The 16,485-nt window shown below is 65.5% G+C and carries 15 protein-coding genes; 11 read left to right on the top strand and 4 right to left on the bottom strand.

All coding sequences use genetic code 11. From position 1 onward, the window contains the following. Positions 1–27: 27 nt before the first annotated feature. Positions 28–1,332: a chromate efflux transporter gene (gene chrA / locus RAC97_RS16755; protein WP_375100680.1), complete on the top strand. Its 1,305-nt coding sequence runs from the start codon at positions 28–30 to the stop codon at positions 1,330–1,332. Positions 1,333–1,349: 17 nt separating this feature from the next. On the opposite strand, the gene RAC97_RS16750 is transcribed toward chrA, so the two are convergent. The 4 genes from RAC97_RS16750 to RAC97_RS16735 form a co-directional block, all read right to left on the bottom strand. Then, the gene (locus RAC97_RS16750; RefSeq protein WP_375100679.1) at positions 1,350–2,258 is read right to left on the bottom strand and encodes an alpha/beta fold hydrolase; all 909 of its coding nucleotides are present in this window, start codon (positions 2,256–2,258) and stop codon (positions 1,350–1,352) included. Between the two features lie 185 nt (positions 2,259–2,443). Then, positions 2,444–3,130, bottom strand: coding sequence for an N-acetyltransferase (locus tag RAC97_RS16745; protein WP_375100678.1), 687 nt, complete (start codon positions 3,128–3,130; stop codon positions 2,444–2,446). A gap of 157 nt (positions 3,131–3,287) precedes the next feature. Then, on the bottom strand, positions 3,288–4,499 hold the full coding sequence (fabV, locus tag RAC97_RS16740) for an enoyl-ACP reductase FabV (protein ID WP_375100677.1): 1,212 nt from the start codon (positions 4,497–4,499) through the stop codon (positions 3,288–3,290). 279 nt (positions 4,500–4,778) lie between these two features. After that, a complete protein-coding gene (locus RAC97_RS16735; RefSeq protein ID WP_375100676.1) occupies positions 4,779–5,627 on the bottom strand; it encodes a LysR substrate-binding domain-containing protein in 849 nt (282 codons plus the stop codon). A gap of 134 nt (positions 5,628–5,761) precedes the next feature. Between RAC97_RS16735 and RAC97_RS16730 the strand changes: the two genes are divergently transcribed. The 10 genes from RAC97_RS16730 to RAC97_RS16685 all read left to right on the top strand — a co-directional run. After that, positions 5,762–6,817, top strand: coding sequence for an agmatine/peptidylarginine deiminase (locus tag RAC97_RS16730; RefSeq protein WP_375100675.1), 1,056 nt, complete (start codon positions 5,762–5,764; stop codon positions 6,815–6,817). Next, positions 6,814–7,710, top strand: a complete 897-nt coding sequence (gene aguB / locus RAC97_RS16725) for an N-carbamoylputrescine amidase (protein WP_375100674.1) — start codon at positions 6,814–6,816, stop codon at positions 7,708–7,710. Before RAC97_RS16730 ends, aguB begins: the two co-directional genes overlap by 4 nt. 2 nt (positions 7,711–7,712) lie before the next feature. After that, positions 7,713–8,807, top strand: coding sequence for an extracellular solute-binding protein (locus RAC97_RS16720; RefSeq protein ID WP_375100673.1), 1,095 nt, complete (start codon positions 7,713–7,715; stop codon positions 8,805–8,807). Between the two features lie 4 nt (positions 8,808–8,811). Then, positions 8,812–9,930: an agmatine/peptidylarginine deiminase gene (locus tag RAC97_RS16715; RefSeq protein WP_375100672.1), complete on the top strand. Its 1,119-nt coding sequence runs from the start codon at positions 8,812–8,814 to the stop codon at positions 9,928–9,930. A 143-nt stretch (positions 9,931–10,073) separates the two neighbouring features. Beyond that, positions 10,074–11,252, top strand: a complete 1,179-nt coding sequence (locus RAC97_RS16710) for an acetyl-CoA C-acetyltransferase (protein ID WP_375100671.1) — start codon at positions 10,074–10,076, stop codon at positions 11,250–11,252. A 355-nt stretch (positions 11,253–11,607) separates the two neighbouring features. Then, complete coding sequence (locus RAC97_RS16705; protein WP_375100756.1) at positions 11,608–13,089, top strand: methylenetetrahydrofolate reductase C-terminal domain-containing protein; 1,482 nt, start codon at positions 11,608–11,610, stop codon at positions 13,087–13,089. A 115-nt stretch (positions 13,090–13,204) separates the two neighbouring features. Then, positions 13,205–14,116, top strand: a complete 912-nt coding sequence (locus RAC97_RS16700; protein ID WP_375100670.1) for a metal ABC transporter substrate-binding protein — start codon at positions 13,205–13,207, stop codon at positions 14,114–14,116. Beyond that, positions 14,113–15,000, top strand: coding sequence for a manganese/iron ABC transporter ATP-binding protein (locus RAC97_RS16695; protein ID WP_375100669.1), 888 nt, complete (start codon positions 14,113–14,115; stop codon positions 14,998–15,000). Before RAC97_RS16700 ends, RAC97_RS16695 begins: the two co-directional genes overlap by 4 nt. Then, positions 14,997–15,857, top strand: coding sequence for a metal ABC transporter permease (locus RAC97_RS16690; protein ID WP_375100668.1), 861 nt, complete (start codon positions 14,997–14,999; stop codon positions 15,855–15,857). Before RAC97_RS16695 ends, RAC97_RS16690 begins: the two co-directional genes overlap by 4 nt. Continuing rightward, a partial coding sequence (locus RAC97_RS16685) for a metal ABC transporter permease (protein ID WP_379671498.1) occupies positions 15,854–16,485 on the top strand: 632 nt, incomplete at its 3' end. The genes RAC97_RS16690 and RAC97_RS16685, both read left to right, overlap by 4 nt.

Genomic DNA, 16,485 nt, shown 5'->3' with positions numbered 1-16,485 from the left:
TTGCCCTGCGCCAGTGGAGTCGCCTGCATGTCACAACCTGTTTCCGTTCCGCTGCGCCAAGCCCTGCTGTTCTGGCTCAAGCTCGGCTTCATCGGCTTCGGCGGCCCCGCCGGACAGATCGCCCTGATGCACCGGGAAATCGTCGAGCGCCGGCGTTGGCTCAGCGAGCCGCGTTTCCTGCATGCCCTGAACTACTGCATGCTGCTGCCCGGCCCCGAGGCCCAGCAACTGGCCACCTACCTGGGCTGGCTGATGCACCGCAGCTGGGGCGGCATCCTGGCCGGCTCATTGTTCATCCTGCCGTCTCTGTTCATCCTCATTGGCCTGTCGTGGGTCTACATCGCCTACGGCCAGCAACCGCTGGTGGCGGGTTTGTTCTACGGCCTGAAGCCGGCCATCACCGCCATCGTCGCCCAGGCGGCCTGGCGCATCGGCTCGCGGGTGCTGCGCAACGGCGCGCTGTGGGCCATCGCGCTGGCCGCGTTCGTCGCCCTGTTCGGCCTGGGGCTGCCGTTCCCGCTGATCGTCCTGGGTGCAGCGCTGCTGGGCTACCTCGGCGGGCGCTGGCACCCCCGGCTGTTCGAAGTGGCCAGCCCCCGCGCGGCCGAAGCCGATGAAGAGCCCCCTTCACACACCCGTTTTCGCTGGCCACGCCTGTTGCTGCTGCTGGCCTGCGGCGCGGCACTGTGGTGCCTGCCGATGGCGGCATTGACCCTACTGTTCGGCTGGGACGCCACCTTCACCCAGATGGCCTGGTTCTTCACCAAGGCCGCCCTGCTGACCTTCGGCGGTGCCTACGCGGTGCTGCCCTATGTGTACCAAGGTGCGGTGTTGCACTACGGCTGGCTGACCCCGACGCAGATGATCGACGGCCTGGCCCTGGGAGAAAGCACCCCGGGCCCCTTGATCATGCTGGTGGCATTCGTCGGCTTCGTAGGTGCTTACGTGCAGGCGCAGTTCGGCGCCGACCAGGCCTTTCTGGCCGGCGCCCTGGGCGCTTGCCTGGTTACCTGGTTCACCTTCCTGCCGTCGTTCCTGTTCATCCTGATCGGCGCGCCCCTGGTGGAAAGCACGCGCCAGCAGTTGCGCTTCAGCGCACCGCTCACGGCCATCAGCGCGGCGGTGGTGGGGGTTATCCTCAACCTGGCGCTGTTCTTCGCCTACCACGTGTTCTGGCCCCACGGATTTGGCGTGGTGGTCGACTGGGTGGCGCTGGTGATCGCGCTGGTGGCGGCAGTGGGGTTGATGGTGTTCCGCCGCGGGGTGCTGGAGGTGTTGATCGTCTGTGCGCTGGCGGGGCTGCTGGTGGTGATGTACGGCTATCGGGTTTGAGGCCCGCGCTGCCCCCATCACTTGATCCTCTTCCCTGGCACCTGCGCCGACAGCTCCCCCCGCTGCAACCACTCAAGCGCTATTGGCCACAATTGCTCGCGAAAACGGTCGTGGAAGAACGCGAAATGCCCCACCTCAGCGACTCCGATATCCCCGGGCGCCAGCCGCTGGTGGCGAGGTTTGGCGTGCACCAGGTAGGCCAGCAAGCGGTCGGTGGCTGCCACGGTGGCGAAGGGGTCATCGGTCAGAGTGATAGCCAAGGCTGCCGCCTGCACCTGGGCAAAGGGGGTGGTCTGGAGCAGGCGGCCACTGGGGCGCTGCTCGTAACGTGCGGTGGGCGTGCTCCAGTCACGCACCACGCCGGCCGGGGTATCCTCCAGCCAGCCCAGGCGCTTGCCGGGAAAATAGCCGAACAACCAGGTCAGCAGCGGCATCACCACATGCCACTTGGCGACCAGGCGCCAGCGCTGCTCGAACGCATAGTCACGCCAGTAGGCGAACTGCGCCCCCACCGTCACCAGCCGCCGTACCCGCGCCGCCGAAGGCGCCAGGCCCACCGCCCAGCCGCCGAAACTGTGGCCCACCACATCGATCGGCTGGCCAGGAAACTGCGCCTCGGCCAGTTGCAACATGGCTTCGCAGTCGAGCTGGCCCCAGTCGCTCCAGGAGGCGCGCAAGCGGCGCATCGACGCCGGGCGCGACTCGCCGATGCCGCGGTAGTCGTAGGTCAGCACATCGCAACCGTGGGCGAACAGGTAGTCGGCGAAGCGGGCGTAGTAGCGGCAGCGTACAGAGGTAGCAGCGTTGATGATCACCAGCGGGCGCTGTGGGTCGTGCTCGGCGTGGCGCCACTGGAAACCGCCAAGGCTGTAGCCGTCGGCGGTGGTGTGGCGAAAGGCGATGGCGGGCTGGGTCAGGCTGCTCATGGCATGCTCCCTGCGACGTCACGCCGGGAGGCGGACGGAGTGGTGTCGTCCGTCCACGCTAGCAAAAAATGCGTTGGCTGTACGGGCCTCTTCGCGCCCAAGCCCGCTCACAGGTTCAGCGCGCAGCCGAGAACGGCGCCGCGCGTGCAGCAGCGGGCTTGCCCGCGAAGCAGCCCGCGCAAGGCTCACGCGGTAGGCAAGACCCGCGCTACGCCTGGCTTGCGCAGCACTTCCAGGCGCGAGCCGTCATAGCGGGTTTCACGGAACAGCTTCCAGCGCCCGAACAGACCATACACATGCATCACCCGCCCCTGCTCGTGGTAGCCCATGCGCAGGTGCAGCTTCATGGCAGGCACGTTGTGCGTCTCGACCACGTCCACCACCTTGTTGCAACCCTTGGCCCGCATGGCATTCCACAGATCGACCTGGGCAGTGACGGACAGCTCCGAGCCAAAGTAGCGCCGGGTCATTTCCCCGCCGAACTCGAAGAACTCCCCCGGCTTCACCGGGAAGGTGCAGCCGTAGTAGTGCTTGTCGTGGTAGTCGACCACGCTGGCCCAGATGAACGCCACGGCATCGCCGTTTTCATCCAGGTACATGTGCCCGGTGTGGCCCTCGGCAGCCAGTTCACGCATGGTCTCGACACGGTCGCCGAAATGGCGAGCGAAGGCATCGGCATTGCTCGTGGTAATGGTCGTCAGGGTGACGGGAGGGTGTTCCTTGAGGCTGTAGGGCGGCACTGGGCTGACCAGGTCGCGCTCCATCCACAACAACTCCCAGTGAAAGAACACGTAGCGTTCGAGCAGCGTCTTGAAGGTGCGCTTGAAGCCTTTCTGGCGGAGCCGTTCTTGTAGTTTTTGCAGTACCCGCATGCTGCCTCCCCGGCCCAGTCAACAATTGCCAGGCCAATAGCTGGGGTATAGATCGGGCCTATGGCAGAGGGCCAGCAAGGAATTTATTACAAAATGTGAACAAGCCTCGGCGGGAACCCCACGCCCGTCGGAAACGGCCGTGGGGTCAAGGGCTTGCTTACAGCTCGACGCAGTCGAACCGTACGTCGGTTGCCACATCTTCGTCGTAATTGACGTCAGCGCGCTCGAAACCGAACAGGTTGAGGAACTGCTTCTTGTAACCGGCGTAGTCGGTCAGCTCGAACAGGTTCTCGGTAGTCACCTGTGGCCACATGGCCTTGCAGGCGTCTTGCACGTCGTCGCGCAGTTCCCAGTCGTCCAGGCGCAGGCGGGCTTTCTCGTCGACCTCGGCCGGGGCGCCGTCGGCGCGGTACAGGCGGTCGCGGAACATGCGGTCCAGCTGGTCCTGGGTCCCTTCGTGGACGCCCTTTTCCTGCATGATCTTGAACACCATCGACAGGTACAGCGGCATCACCGGAATGGCCGAACTGGCCTGGGTGACCACCGACTTGAGCACCGCCACGTTGGCGCCGCCTTGCACTTCACCGGCCAGTTTCTTGTCCAGGCGCAGGGCGGTTTCGTCCAGGTCCTGCTTGGCCTGGCCCAGCGCGCCGTGCCAGTAGATCGGCCAGGTGATCTCGGTGCCGATATAGCTGAAGGCGACGGTACGTGCGCCTTTGGCCAACACGTCGGCACCGCTCAGGGCGTCGATCCACAGCTGCCAGTCCTGGCCGCCCATGACGGTGACGGTGTCCTGGATTTCCTGCTCGGTGGCCGGCTCGATGCTGGCCTCGATGATGGTGTCCTTGTTGGTGTCGATGGCAGTCGACTTGTACGGCTGACCGATCGGCTTGAGCGCGGAGCGGATCACTTCGCCGGTCTGCGGCAGCTTGCGCACCGGCGAGGCCAGGGAATAGATGACCAGGTCGACCTTGCCGCCCATCTCGTTCTTGATCAGCTCGATGACCTTGGCGCGGGCTTCGTCGGAAAACGCATCGCCGTTGATCGACTTGCTGTACAGGCCCTCGGCCTTGGCGAACTTGTCGAAGGCGGCGGCGTTGTACCAACCGGCGGTGCCGGCCTTGGTCTCGGTGCCGGGCTTTTCGAAGAACACACCCAGGGTGTCGGCCTTGAAGCCGAACGCTGCGGTAATGCGCGCCGCCAGGCCGTAGCCGCTGGACGCACCGATCACCAAGACCTTTTTCGGACCATCCTCGCGCACGCCCAGCTTGCGGGTGGCTTCGATCTGGTCACGGACGTTGAGCTCGCAGCCCTTCGGGTGAGTCGTGGTGCAGATGAAACCGCGAACCTTGGGATGAATGATGGCCAATGTCTGTACCTCGTCAGGTTTATGCCGGGGAAGCGCCGCGGGGGGCGATTCCGTTGATCAGAGGGTGAGACTACCCCTGGAAGTTATCCGACACATATTACGGGGTGATCGGCCCAAGCAAAACCACAAAACCCCCACACCAATAGGCCTCCACATAACTTATTCATTTAGCGGGTACCTGTGGGAGCGGGTTTACCCGCGAAGGGGGCACCGCGGTGTATGGCCAGGGCTTCGCCCTGGTTCGCGGGTAAACCCGCTCCCACAGGTTCTGCGTCGCGGCTATGGTCGGATTTCTGCGCGCAACCACTCCAGGAACCGCCGCGCCAGCGGGTCCTCCTGGCTTTCCCAATGCACCAGGCAGCACCAGCTCGGCCCTCTCACCCGCTTCGTCGAAAGCGCCTGCAAGCGCCCCTGATCGACCATGCGCTGCGCCAGCAGTTGGCTCACCAACGCAATGCCCAGCCCCTCCCCTGCCGCATCCAGCAGCAAGCCTGGGTCGGAAAAGTTCAGGCCCTTGTCCTGCTGCCCGACATCCCCGCCGCCCTCCACCTGCCAGTGACTCCAGTCCATCTCTCGCTCGCCATGCAGGGTGGTGCGCCCGGTTTCGGGCAGCGCCGGGTGGCAGGCGGGGTAGAGTTGGTCCTGGTACAGCACGCTGAAACTGCATTCGGCCTGTGCGCCGATATCGTCACGGATGGCCAGGTCGATGGTTTCGCTGGCCATGTCCGGCACCTCGAAACTGCTGAACAGCCACAGGTCCACTTCAGGGCAGCGCTGATGGAAATCGGCCAGGCGCGGCAGCAACCAGTGGCGAGCGAAGGCCGGCGTGGTGTTGACCACCAGTTGGTTGGGCTTGCGGTACTGGTCGAGCCGGCGAATGCCCACGGCCAATTGCTGCAACAGGGCCTGGGTGGTGCTCAGCAGGTCGTGGCCGGCGTCGGTCAGCGCCACGCTGCGACCCGTGCGGTGAAACAGCGGCTGCTCCAGGTAGCCCTCCAGGCTGCGCACCTGCTGGCTGATCGCCGACTGGGTGAGGTTCAGGGCCTCGGCGGCCTTGTGGAAACTGCCCAGGCGTGCAGCAGCTTCAAAGCCGCGAAGGGCGTTGAGTGGGGGCCAGTGCTTTAGCATTACTGATAAGCTCAACTAATCAAAAGTACGCTAAATCTATCGTTTGTCTGCCTGCTTTAACACCCATAGCATTGACACCAACACCCGCGACGGCGGGCTTCGTTGATAAAAATCCCTAATATCGGAGTTCGAATATGCACCTGTCCAACGACAGCGGCTGGCGCATGCCTGCCGAATGGGCTCGCCACGTCGCCACCTGGATGATCTGGCCGCACAACCAGGCGCTGTGGGAGTCGGGCTGGCGCGTGCCCCTGGCCGACGTGCAGCGCGACTATGCCCGGGTGGCTACCGCCATCGCTCGCTTCGAGCCAGTGAAGATGGTGGTCGACCCGTCCGCCATGGTCAGCGCCCGTGCCTTGTGCGGCGCAGGCATCGAGCTGGTTGAGCTGGCGGTGGACGACAGCTGGTGTCGCGACAGCGGGCCCACCTTCCTCTGTCACCCACAGTTGGGCGTGTCCGGGCTGAGCTGGCGCTTCAATGCCTGGGGCGGGAAATCCGGGCACGCCAACGACCGCAGCCTGGGTCGGCGTATCCTCGACCAGTTGGGCATGGAAGGCTTCAGCACGGCCCTGTGCAACGAAGGCGGGGCTATTCATGTGGATGGCGAAGGCACGCTGATCACCACCGAATCGGTGCTGCTCAACCCCAACCGCAACCCGGGCATCACCAAGGCCGACTTCGAGGACTGCTTCGCCCGCCTGCTGGGCATACGCAAGACCATCTGGCTACCCGGTGACCCTCTGTACGTCACCGGCGACATGACCGACGGCCACGTCGACGGCGTGTGCGCTTTCGCTCGCCCCGGCGTGCTGCTGGTAGACGCCACCCACGACCACGGCTCGGTATACGCCGAAGTAGCGCGCGAGAACCGCCGCGCCCTGGAGTTGGCCAGCGACGCCCAGGGCCGCCGCTTCGAACTGCTCGACCTGTATGAAGCCAGCGCGGCCGTAGACCCCGAAGCCAAAGTGTTCTGCGCCTCGTACACCAATTTCTACCTCGCCAATGGCGCGGTGATCATGCCCGCCTACGGTATCGACGCCGACCAGGCCGCCGCGCGTCAGTTGGCCCAGGCCTTCCCCGACCGTGAGGTGGTGCCGGTGCGCATCGACCATATCGCCCATGGCGGCGGCGGCATCCACTGCATCACCCAGCAGCAGCCGGCCTGGCCGCTACAGGAGCAACGCCCATGAGCACCTTGCGCATCGCCACCACGCAGATGCCCTGCGGCTGGAACCTGCCCGCTAACCTCGACCACGCCGAACAACTGGTGCGCCAGGCCGCCGCCCAAGGCGCCCAGGTGATCCTGCTGCAAGAGTTGTTCGCCACCCCGTACTTCTGCATCGAGCAGTGCCACAGCCACCAGGCGCTGGCCCAGCGGTATCCCGACGGCCCGTTGCTGCAACGCTTCGCCGCGCTGGCCAAGGAGTTGGCCGTGGTGTTGCCGCTGAGCTTCTATGAACGCGCCGGCAACGCCTTCTACAACTCACTGACCGTGGTCGACGCCGACGGTCGCCTGCTGGGCCTGTACCGCAAGGCGCACATCCCCAACGCCATCGGCTATCAGGAGAAGGAATATTTCAGCCCCGGCGACACCGGCTTCAAAGTCTGGGACACCGCCTTCGGCCGCCTGGGCATCGGCATCTGCTGGGACCAGTGGTTCCCCGAAACCGCGCGCTGCCTGGCCTTGCTGGGTGCCGAGGTGCTGCTGTTCCCCACCGCCATCGGCTCGGAACCCGGCGCCGCCGACGTGGACTCGCGCGACCATTGGCAGGTCGCCATGCGCGGCCATGCCGCCGCCAACCTGCTGCCGGTGGTCGCTGCCAACCGCGTTGGCGCGGAGCTGGCCGCCAGCGACGAACGCCTGTCGATGCGCTTCTACGGCTCGTCGTTCATCTGCGACCACAAGGGCGCTCTGCTGGCCGAAGCCGACCGCGACAGCAGCGGCGTGTGGCTGCACGACCTGGACCTGGCGCGCATGGGCGAGGACCGCCTGAGCTGGGGCATCTACCGCGACCGCCGCCCCGACCTGTATGGGCCGCTGCTTACCCTGGACGGCCACACCCCACACCCTGCGAGGGCCTGACCATGCCGAACCGCCATAGCAAAAGGCTCGTCTGCCTGGCCCTGCTCGCCAGCGCAAGTCTCGCCCAGGCCGAGCAGGAGCCCCTGCGCCTGTACAACTGGGCCGACTACTTCGCCGAAGACACCCTCAAGCGCTTCACCGCCGAAACCGGCATCCCGGTGATCTACGACGTGATGGACAGCAGCGAAGTGCTGGAAGCCAAGCTGATGTCCGGACGCAGCGGCTACGACCTGGTGTTTCCCGGCGACACCGTGGCCGAACGCCTGGTGCGTGCCGGTAGCCTGCAACCGCTCGACCGCTCGCGCATCGAGGCGCTGGAGGACATCGAGCCTGGCCTGCGCCAACTGCACGAGCGCTACCCCAAGGCCAGCCAGGCCACGGTTCCCTACACCTGGGGCACCATCGGCCTGACCCTCAACGCCGAGAAGATCCGCCAGCGCATGCCCGATGCTCCGCTCGACAGCCTGGACTTGCTGTTCAAGCCGGAGCTGGCGGCCAAGTTCGCTGACTGCGGCATCTCGATGATCGACTCGCCCGACGAAGTGCTCGCCGTGGTGCTCCACTACCTGGGCCGCGAGCCACGCAGCGCCAGGCGCGAAGACCTGGCCGCGGCCAGCGAGCTGCTCAAGGGCATCCGCCCCTACGTGCGCAAGTTGCAGTCGCAGCCAGTGACGGAGCTGGTCAACGAAAACACCTGCCTGTCGCTGGGCTACAGCGGCGACGTGACCCAGGCCCAACGCACCGCCGAGGCCGCCGGCAAGGCCATCGACATCCAGTACCGCGTGCCGCGCGAAGGCACCACGGTGTGGATGGACACCATGGCCATCCCCGCCGACGCACGCCACCCGGACTACGCCTATCGTTTCATCAACTTTGTCATGCGCCCGGAAAACATGGCCGCGATCAGCAACTTCACCGGCTACCCCACCGCCAGCGCCAAGGCGCGCTCGGCGGTGGACCCACGCATGCGCGACAACCCCGATATCTACCTCGACGCCGCCACCTATGCCCGGCTGATTCCGGGCAAGGACATCCCCCAGGCCGACATGCGTGCACGCATGCGTGTCTGGACCCGCTTCAAGACCGCACAGGACTGACCCCATGCCCACTCGCCGCACCTTTCTGCAACAGCTCAGCCTGGCTGGGGGCCTGGCCGCCGTCGCCAGCCTCGGCTTGCCCCTGGTCAATGCCCGCGCTGCCGATGAGGACCGCTGGTTCATGCCCGACGAGGGCGAGAAACAGGCCCGCGCCTACCTCGCCTTTGGCGCCCAGGACGCCATCTGGGAAGACTTCACCGCCGACGTACAGGCCGCGCTGGGGCGCATTTCCCAGGCCATCGCCGCCTACCAGCCGGTGACCGTGTTCTGCCGCGCGGATGAGCGAGACCTGGCCGAGGAGCACTGTGGCAGCCATAACACCACGTTCATCGTCACCGAGCTGGACGACATCTGGATGCGCGACATCGGCGCCAACTTCGTGGTCGACGACGACGGCGAGCTGGCAGCGGTGGACTTCAACTTCAACGGCTGGGGCAACAAGCAACAGCACCGCTACGACGCCAAGCTGGCAAGGCTGGTCGCCACGCGGGCGAATGCCGCCTACCAACGCGGCGAACTGGTCGGCGAAGGCGGCGGTATCGAGGTGGACGGCCATGGCACGGCAGTGATGACCGAAAGCTGCTGGGTCAATGCCAACCGCAACCCCGGCTGGAGCAAGGCCGAGGTCGAGGCCGAGCTCAAGGCGCGCCTGGGGCTGCGCAAGATCATCTGGCTGCCGGGCATCAAGGGCAAGGACATCACCGATGCCCATGTGGACTTCTACGCCCGCTTCGTGCGGCCTGGAGTGGTACTGGCCAACCTCGACACCGACCCCGAGTCCTATGACCACAAGGTCACCCTGGCGCACCTTGAGATTCTCAAGAACGCCACCGATGCCGATGGCCGCGCCTTGCAGGTGCACACCGTGTCGCCACCACTCAAGCCACGCAAAAGCAAGTTCAACCGTGACAACCCGGATTTCGCGGCGGGCTACATCAACTACTTCGTCGTCAATGGTGCGGTGATCGCGCCACAGTTCGGTGATCGTACGGCCGATGAAAAGGCTCGGGCGCTGCTGGCCGAGCTGTACCCGGAGCGCGATGTGGTGCTGCTGGATATCGACGCCATCGCAGCGGGTGGCGGGGGTATCCACTGCGTGACCAGCCATTGCCCGGCGGTGTAGCCGGCAACGCAGAGAATGGCACTGCTGAAGTGGACTGCCCCATTCATTTGCAAACCCGATCAATCACAAAGAAAAACAAACTTCTCAAATGAGCGTCGTGCGGGGATGCTGTGGCGATAACGCTCGCCTCTCGGAGAAGAACAATGAACGAAGTCGCTATCGTCGCCGCCACCCGCACCGCCATCGGCACCTTCCAGGGCTCGCTGGCCAACATCTCGGCCGTCGACCTGGGCGCTGCAGTGATCAAGCGCCTGCTGGAGCAGACCGGCCTTGACCCGGCGCAGGTCGACGAGGTGATCCTCGGCCAGGTGCTCACGGCGGGCGCCGGCCAGAACCCCGCGCGCCAGGCCGCCGTGAAGGCCGGCCTGCCCCACGCCGTGCCCGCCCTGACCCTGAACAAAGTCTGCGGCTCAGGCCTCAAGGCCCTGCACCTGGCCGCCCAGGCCATCCGTTGCGGCGATGCCGAAGTGGTGATCGCCGGTGGCCAGGAGAACATGAGCCTGGCCCCCTATGTGCTGCCCTCGGCGCGCACCGGCCAGCGCATGGGCCACGGCCAGTTGGTCGACAGCATGATCACCGACGGCCTGTGGGACGCCTTCAACGACTACCACATGGGCATCACTGCCGAGAACCTGGTGGACAAGTACGGCATCACCCGCGAACAGCAGGACGCCTTTGCCGCCGAGTCGCAGCGCAAGGCCGTGGCGGCCATCGAAGCGGGCCGCTTCAAGGATGAGATCACCCCGATCCACATCCCGCAGAAGAAAGGCGAGCCGCTGGTGTTCGACACCGACGAGCAACCACGCCCCGGCACCACCGCCGAATCCCTGGGCAAGCTGCGCCCTGCCTTCAAGAAAGACGGCAGCGTCACCGCCGGCAACGCCTCCAGCCTGAACGACGGCGCCGCAGCGGTGCTGCTGATGAGCGTGGAGAAAGCCAAGGCCCTCGGCTTGCCGGTACTGGCCAGGATCGCTGCCTATGCCAGCGCGGGCGTGGACCCGGCGATCATGGGCATCGGCCCGGTGTCGGCCACTCAACGCTGCCTGGCCAAGGCCGGCTGGCAGTTCGCCGAGCTGGACCTGGTGGAAGCCAACGAGGCCTTCGCCGCCCAGTCCCTGGCCGTGGGCAAGGACCTGGAATGGGATGCATCGCGGGTAAACGTCAACGGCGGCGCCATCGCCCTGGGTCACCCCATCGGCGCATCCGGCTGCCGTGTACTGGTGACCCTGCTGCACGAGATGATCAAGCGCGATGCCAGGAAAGGTCTGGCGACCCTGTGCATCGGCGGCGGCCAGGGCGTGGCGCTGGCCATCGAGCGTTGATGCGCGCTTGAGCCCGTCGCGGGGCAAGTCGTATCGCCGCACCCTCGCGTTTCAGGTGTTCTGACGGAGAACGCTGGACCTGGGAATGGCGGTGCGGCGATACTACTTGCCCTGCGGCGGCTGACAACCACGGTGTATGGCCAGGGCTGCGCCCTGGTTCGCGGGTAAACCCGCTCCTACAGGTTCGGTGCCCCCTGTAGGAGCGGGTTTATCGGGGCGCCGAACCGCCGCGAAGAGGCCCTGACTGACACCCCCGAAAATGTCTCATCCAAATCAATTCCCTGCGCATTCGGACATGCGCCACACCCCCAACCCGCCACACAATGCCGACCTGTCCACCCCGGTACCCAGGCCCATGACCCTGCTCAAACGCGCACTGCACGACCGCACCTTTGTCTGCGTCATGGAGTTCGTCCCCAAACCCGGCACGCAACGCCTGGCCAACCTCGAAACGATCATGGCCCGTACCCAGCTGTGCGGCTGGCCGCTGGCGGTATCGATCGCCGACCGCGTGGGCAGCGTGCTGGACCTGTCGCCGCTGGACGCCTGCAACACCTTCTCCACCCCCGTACCCACCCTGCTGCACTTCTCCGGCAAGGACCGCGAACGCCAGGACCTGCTGGCGCAACTGCCGCGCATGGACGCCGCAGGCCTCGAGCAATTGCTGCTACTGACCGGCGACCGCCTGCCTGGCCATGTCCCCGGCCAGCGCCCGGTGCGTTATCTCGAATCGGTCGCCGCCTTGCAGTTGGTACGCCAGGCCCGCCCCGACTGGCTGCTGGGCGCAGCGCTGAACCCGTTCAAGTACCGCGAGGAAGAAGGCGGCGCGCAATACTTCAAGGCCGAGAAGAAACTTGGCGCCGGTGCCGATTTCTTCATCCTGCAACTGGGCTTCGACTTCCAGAAGTACCGCGAGGCCATGGCCTGGATGCAGCGCCAGCCCTGCGTGAAGCCCATGCTCGCCTGCATCATGGCGCTTACCGACGGCCGCGCAGCGCTGCTCGAACATGTCGCCGGGGTGACCGTGAGCCCCAGCATGCGCACGGTGCTGGCCGCCGAGGCGCAGGTGTCCAAGGCCTACGCCAAGGACCGCGCAACCCAGCGTCTGGCCTTGCAGGTGATTGGCCTGCGCTTGCTTGGCTACGCCGGCATCAACCTGTCCGGCGTCCACGAGGTCGAGCAATTCGAAGCCCTGGAGCAGGCCTTGCACCACTGGCTGCCACGCATCGAGAACCAGGAACAATGGCAGACGGCCTGGAGCGCGGCCTGGCAACTGCCCGACACACATCCGGTGACCTTCCACCCACCCGCGCATACCTGGCAGCAAGGCCAGCACCAGGTGCAGGCGACGCTCAAGGAGAAAGCCCGCTACCACCTGTTCGCCGCAGCGCACCACCAGCTGTTCAACCGCGCCACCCTGCTCAGCAAGGCCTTCGGCTGGGCCGTGCGCCGACCGCTGTGGCGCAACCCCAGCGCGGCGAAACTGCTGCACCACCTCGAGCGCAGCATCAAACGCCCGCTGGTGGGCTGCGACACCTGCGGCCAGTGCCGCCTGCAAGATACCCTGTACATCTGCCCGGAAACCTGTCCCAAGGGCCTGGCCAACGGCCCCTGCGGTGGCACCCAGCTCAACCGCTGCGAGTTTGGCGACCGTGAGTGCATCCACAGCCGCAAGTACCGCACGGCAGTCTCGGTGGGCCAGTCGGCGGTGCTGACCGAGCGCTTGATTCCCTGCGTGGAAGTCGGCGGCCGTCACCAGAGCTCCTGGCCGCGCTGGTTCGAACCGGACGCAGCCGTGCAGCCGCAGGATTGTGCCCGGCAGACGTATTTGTCATAGTGCGGCGCTGCAACACCCTCAAGCCGACCACCCTTTCACCCAGAGTCGGCTAGCCTACCGTGAACATAGCCAGCACCCATTGATCGCAAGCCACTGCATGCATCTGGAAGGCCTTATGTTCAACCTCGCTGCTTCTCGCACCCTGCTGACCGCCCTGGCCGTGGCCCTGCTGTGCACGCTGCCCGCCAGCGCCCAGGAAAAGTTCAAGGTGGTCACCACCTTCACGGTCATCGCCGACATGGCCCGCAATGTCGCAGGCGATGCCGCGCTGGTGGAGTCGATCACCAAACCCGGTGCAGAGATCCACAACTACGCCCCCACCCCCGGCGACCTGCGCCGCGCCCAAGGCGCACAGCTGGTGCTGTGGAATGGCATGAACCTGGAGCTGTGGTTCGAGAAATTCTTCCAGCGCCTGAAGGACGTGCCCAGCGCGGTGGTGTCCGAAGGCATCGAGCCGATGAGCATCGGCGAAGGCCCCTACAGCGGCAAACCCAACCCCCATGCCTGGATGTCGCCGCGTGACGCGCAGCGCTATGTGGATAACATCCGCGACGCCCTGGTGCGCCACGACCCGGCCAATGCCGCCACCTACTCGCGTAATGCCGAGGCCTACAAAGCGCGCCTGGAAGCGGAAATCGCGCCCATTCGCGCGCAACTGGAAAAAATCCCACAGGAGCGCCGCTGGCTGGTCAGTAGCGAAGGCGCGTTTTCCTACCTTGCCCGCGACTTCGGCCTGAAGGAGCTGTACCTGTGGCCGATCAATGCCGACCAGCAAGGCACCCCGCAACAGGTGCGCAAGGTGATCGACACGGTGCGGGCCAACAACATTGCGGTGATCTTCAGCGAAAGCACCATCTCCGATAAACCGGCACGCCAGGTGGCCGCCGAAACCAACGCGCACTATGGCGGGGTGCTCTACGTCGACTCGCTGAGCGGCGTCGACGGCCCGGTGCCCACCTACCTCGACCTGCTGCGCGTCACGTGCCAGACCATCGCCAAGGGCCTGGCCCAAGGGGCTGGGCAATGAGGCAGTGGCCTGCACTGGACAACCCCGAGGCCGGCATCGTGGTCGACAACGCCACGGTCACCTACCGCAATGGCCACACTGCGCTGCATGCGGCAAGCTTTCACATTCCCATAGGCACCATCACCGCGCTGGTGGGGGTGAACGGCTCGGGCAAGTCGACGCTGTTCAAGGCCATCATGGGCCTGGTGAAGCTTGCTACCGGCAGCATCCAGGTGCTCGGCCTGCCCGCCCGCGACGCCCTCAAGCGCCGCAGCACCGCCTACGTGCCGCAAACCGAGGAGGTGGACTGGAACTTCCCGGTGCTGGTCGAGGACGTGGTGATGATGGGCCGCTATGGTCACATGGGCCCGCTGCGCATCCCGCGCAAGGCCGACCATGCGGCGGTGGACGCCGCGCTGGCGCGAGTGGACCTGCTCGAGCTGCGCAAACGGCAGATCGGCGAGCTCTCCGGTGGACAGAAAAAGCGCGTGTTCCTGGCCCGCTCACTGGCCCAGGACAGCCGCGTGATCCTGCTCGACGAGCCGTTCACTGGCGTGGACGTGAAGACCGAAGACCAGATCATCCACCTGCTGCGCGAGCTGCGTGAAGAAGGCCGGATCATCCTGGTGTCCACCCACAACCTGGGCTCGGTGCCGGAGTTTTGCGACCGCGTGGTGCTCATCAAGCGCACCATCCTGGCCCATGGCCCCACCGACGAAGTGTTCACCCAGGCCAACCTGGAACTGGCCTTCGGCGGCGTACTGCGCCACTTTGCGCTGCTACAGCCTGGCGAAGCCACGCGCCAGCCGGTGGGAGTGTTCAGCGACGACGAGCGCCCACTGATCCTGCGCAACGGCATCCCGGCGCGGCGCGAGGGCGAGGCCGACAACGAGGGCACGCCATGATCGAACTGCTGCTCGAGCCCTTTGCCTACGGCTACATGCGCAACGCGCTGTGGGTGTCATCGCTGGTCGGCGGGGTGTGCGCCTTCCTGTCGTGCTACCTGATGCTCAAGGGCTGGTCGTTGATCGGCGATGCGCTATCTCATTCGATCGTGCCGGGCGTGGCCGGTGCCTACATGATCGGCCTGCCGTTCTCGATCGGCGCGTTCTTCGCAGGCGGCTTGGCCTCGGCGGCCATGTTGCTGCTCAACCAGCGCACCAGGCTCAAGGAGGATGTGATCATCGGCCTGATCTTCACTTCGTTCTTCGGCCTGGGCCTGTTCATGGTGTCGCTGTCGCCCACTTCGGTGAATATCCAGACCATCGTGCTGGGCAACATTCTCGCCATCACCCCCGCCGACACCTTGCAGTTGGTGGTGATCGCTGTGGTGTCGTGGGCCGTGTTGCTGCTCAAGTGGCGCGACCTGATGGTGACCTTCTTCGATGAAGACCACGCCCGCTTCACCGGCCTGAACCCTACGCTGCTCAAGGCCACCTTCTTCACCCTGCTGTCGGCCTGCACCGTGGCCGCGTTGCAGACCGTGGGGGCGTTCCTGGTGATCTGCCTGGTCATCACGCCGGGCGCCACGGCCTACCTGCTCAGCGACCGTTTCCCACGGCTGCTGATGATTGCCGTGGCCATTGGCAGCCTTACCTGCTTCGTCGGCACCTACCTCAGCTACTACCTCGATGGCGCCACTGGCGGGGTCATCGTCGTGTTGCAAACGGCACTGTTCCTGCTGGCCTTCCTATGGGCGCCCAAACATGGCGTGCTCGCCGCCCGCCGCCGCGCCCGCCAGGCGCTGGAGGCCAGCGCATGAACCTGCTCGAACCGTTTCACTTCGACTTCATGGTCAACGCCATGCTGATCGCCATGATCATCGCCGTACCCACGGCGCTGCTGTCGTGCTACCTGGTGCTCAAGGGTTGGGCGCTGCTGGGTGACGCCATTTCCCACGCAGTGTTTCCCGGCGTGGTGATTGCCTACATCCTAAACATCCCGTTCGCCATCGGCGCCTTTGCGGCCGGCCTGTTCTGCGCGGTCGGCACCGGCTACCTGCAAGCCAACAGCCGCATCAAGCAGGACACGGTGATGGGCGTGGTGTACGCGGGCATGTTTGGGCTGGGGTTGGTGTTGTATGTGAAGATCCAGTCCGATGTGCACTTGGACCACATCCTGTTCGGCGACATCCTCGGCGCCAACGCCGACGACATCCTGCTTTCAGGCGTTATTGCCGCGTTGATCAGTGGGGTGCTGGCGCTGAAGTGGAAGGACTTCATGCTGCACACCTTCGACCCGGTTCAAGCCAGCGCCATCGGATTGCGCGTGGGGCTGCTGCACTATGGCCTGCTGTGCCTGATTTCCCTGGCGGTGGTGGGGGCGCTGAAGGCGGCCGGCATCATTTTGGCGATTGCCCTGCTGATTTCACCTGGCGCCATCGCGGCGCT

The sequence above is a fragment of the Pseudomonas sp. LS_2 genome (assembly GCF_042709235.1).
Taxonomy (GTDB): domain Bacteria; phylum Pseudomonadota; class Gammaproteobacteria; order Pseudomonadales; family Pseudomonadaceae; genus Aquipseudomonas.
This window is presented reverse-complemented; position numbering and strand designations above follow the sequence as displayed.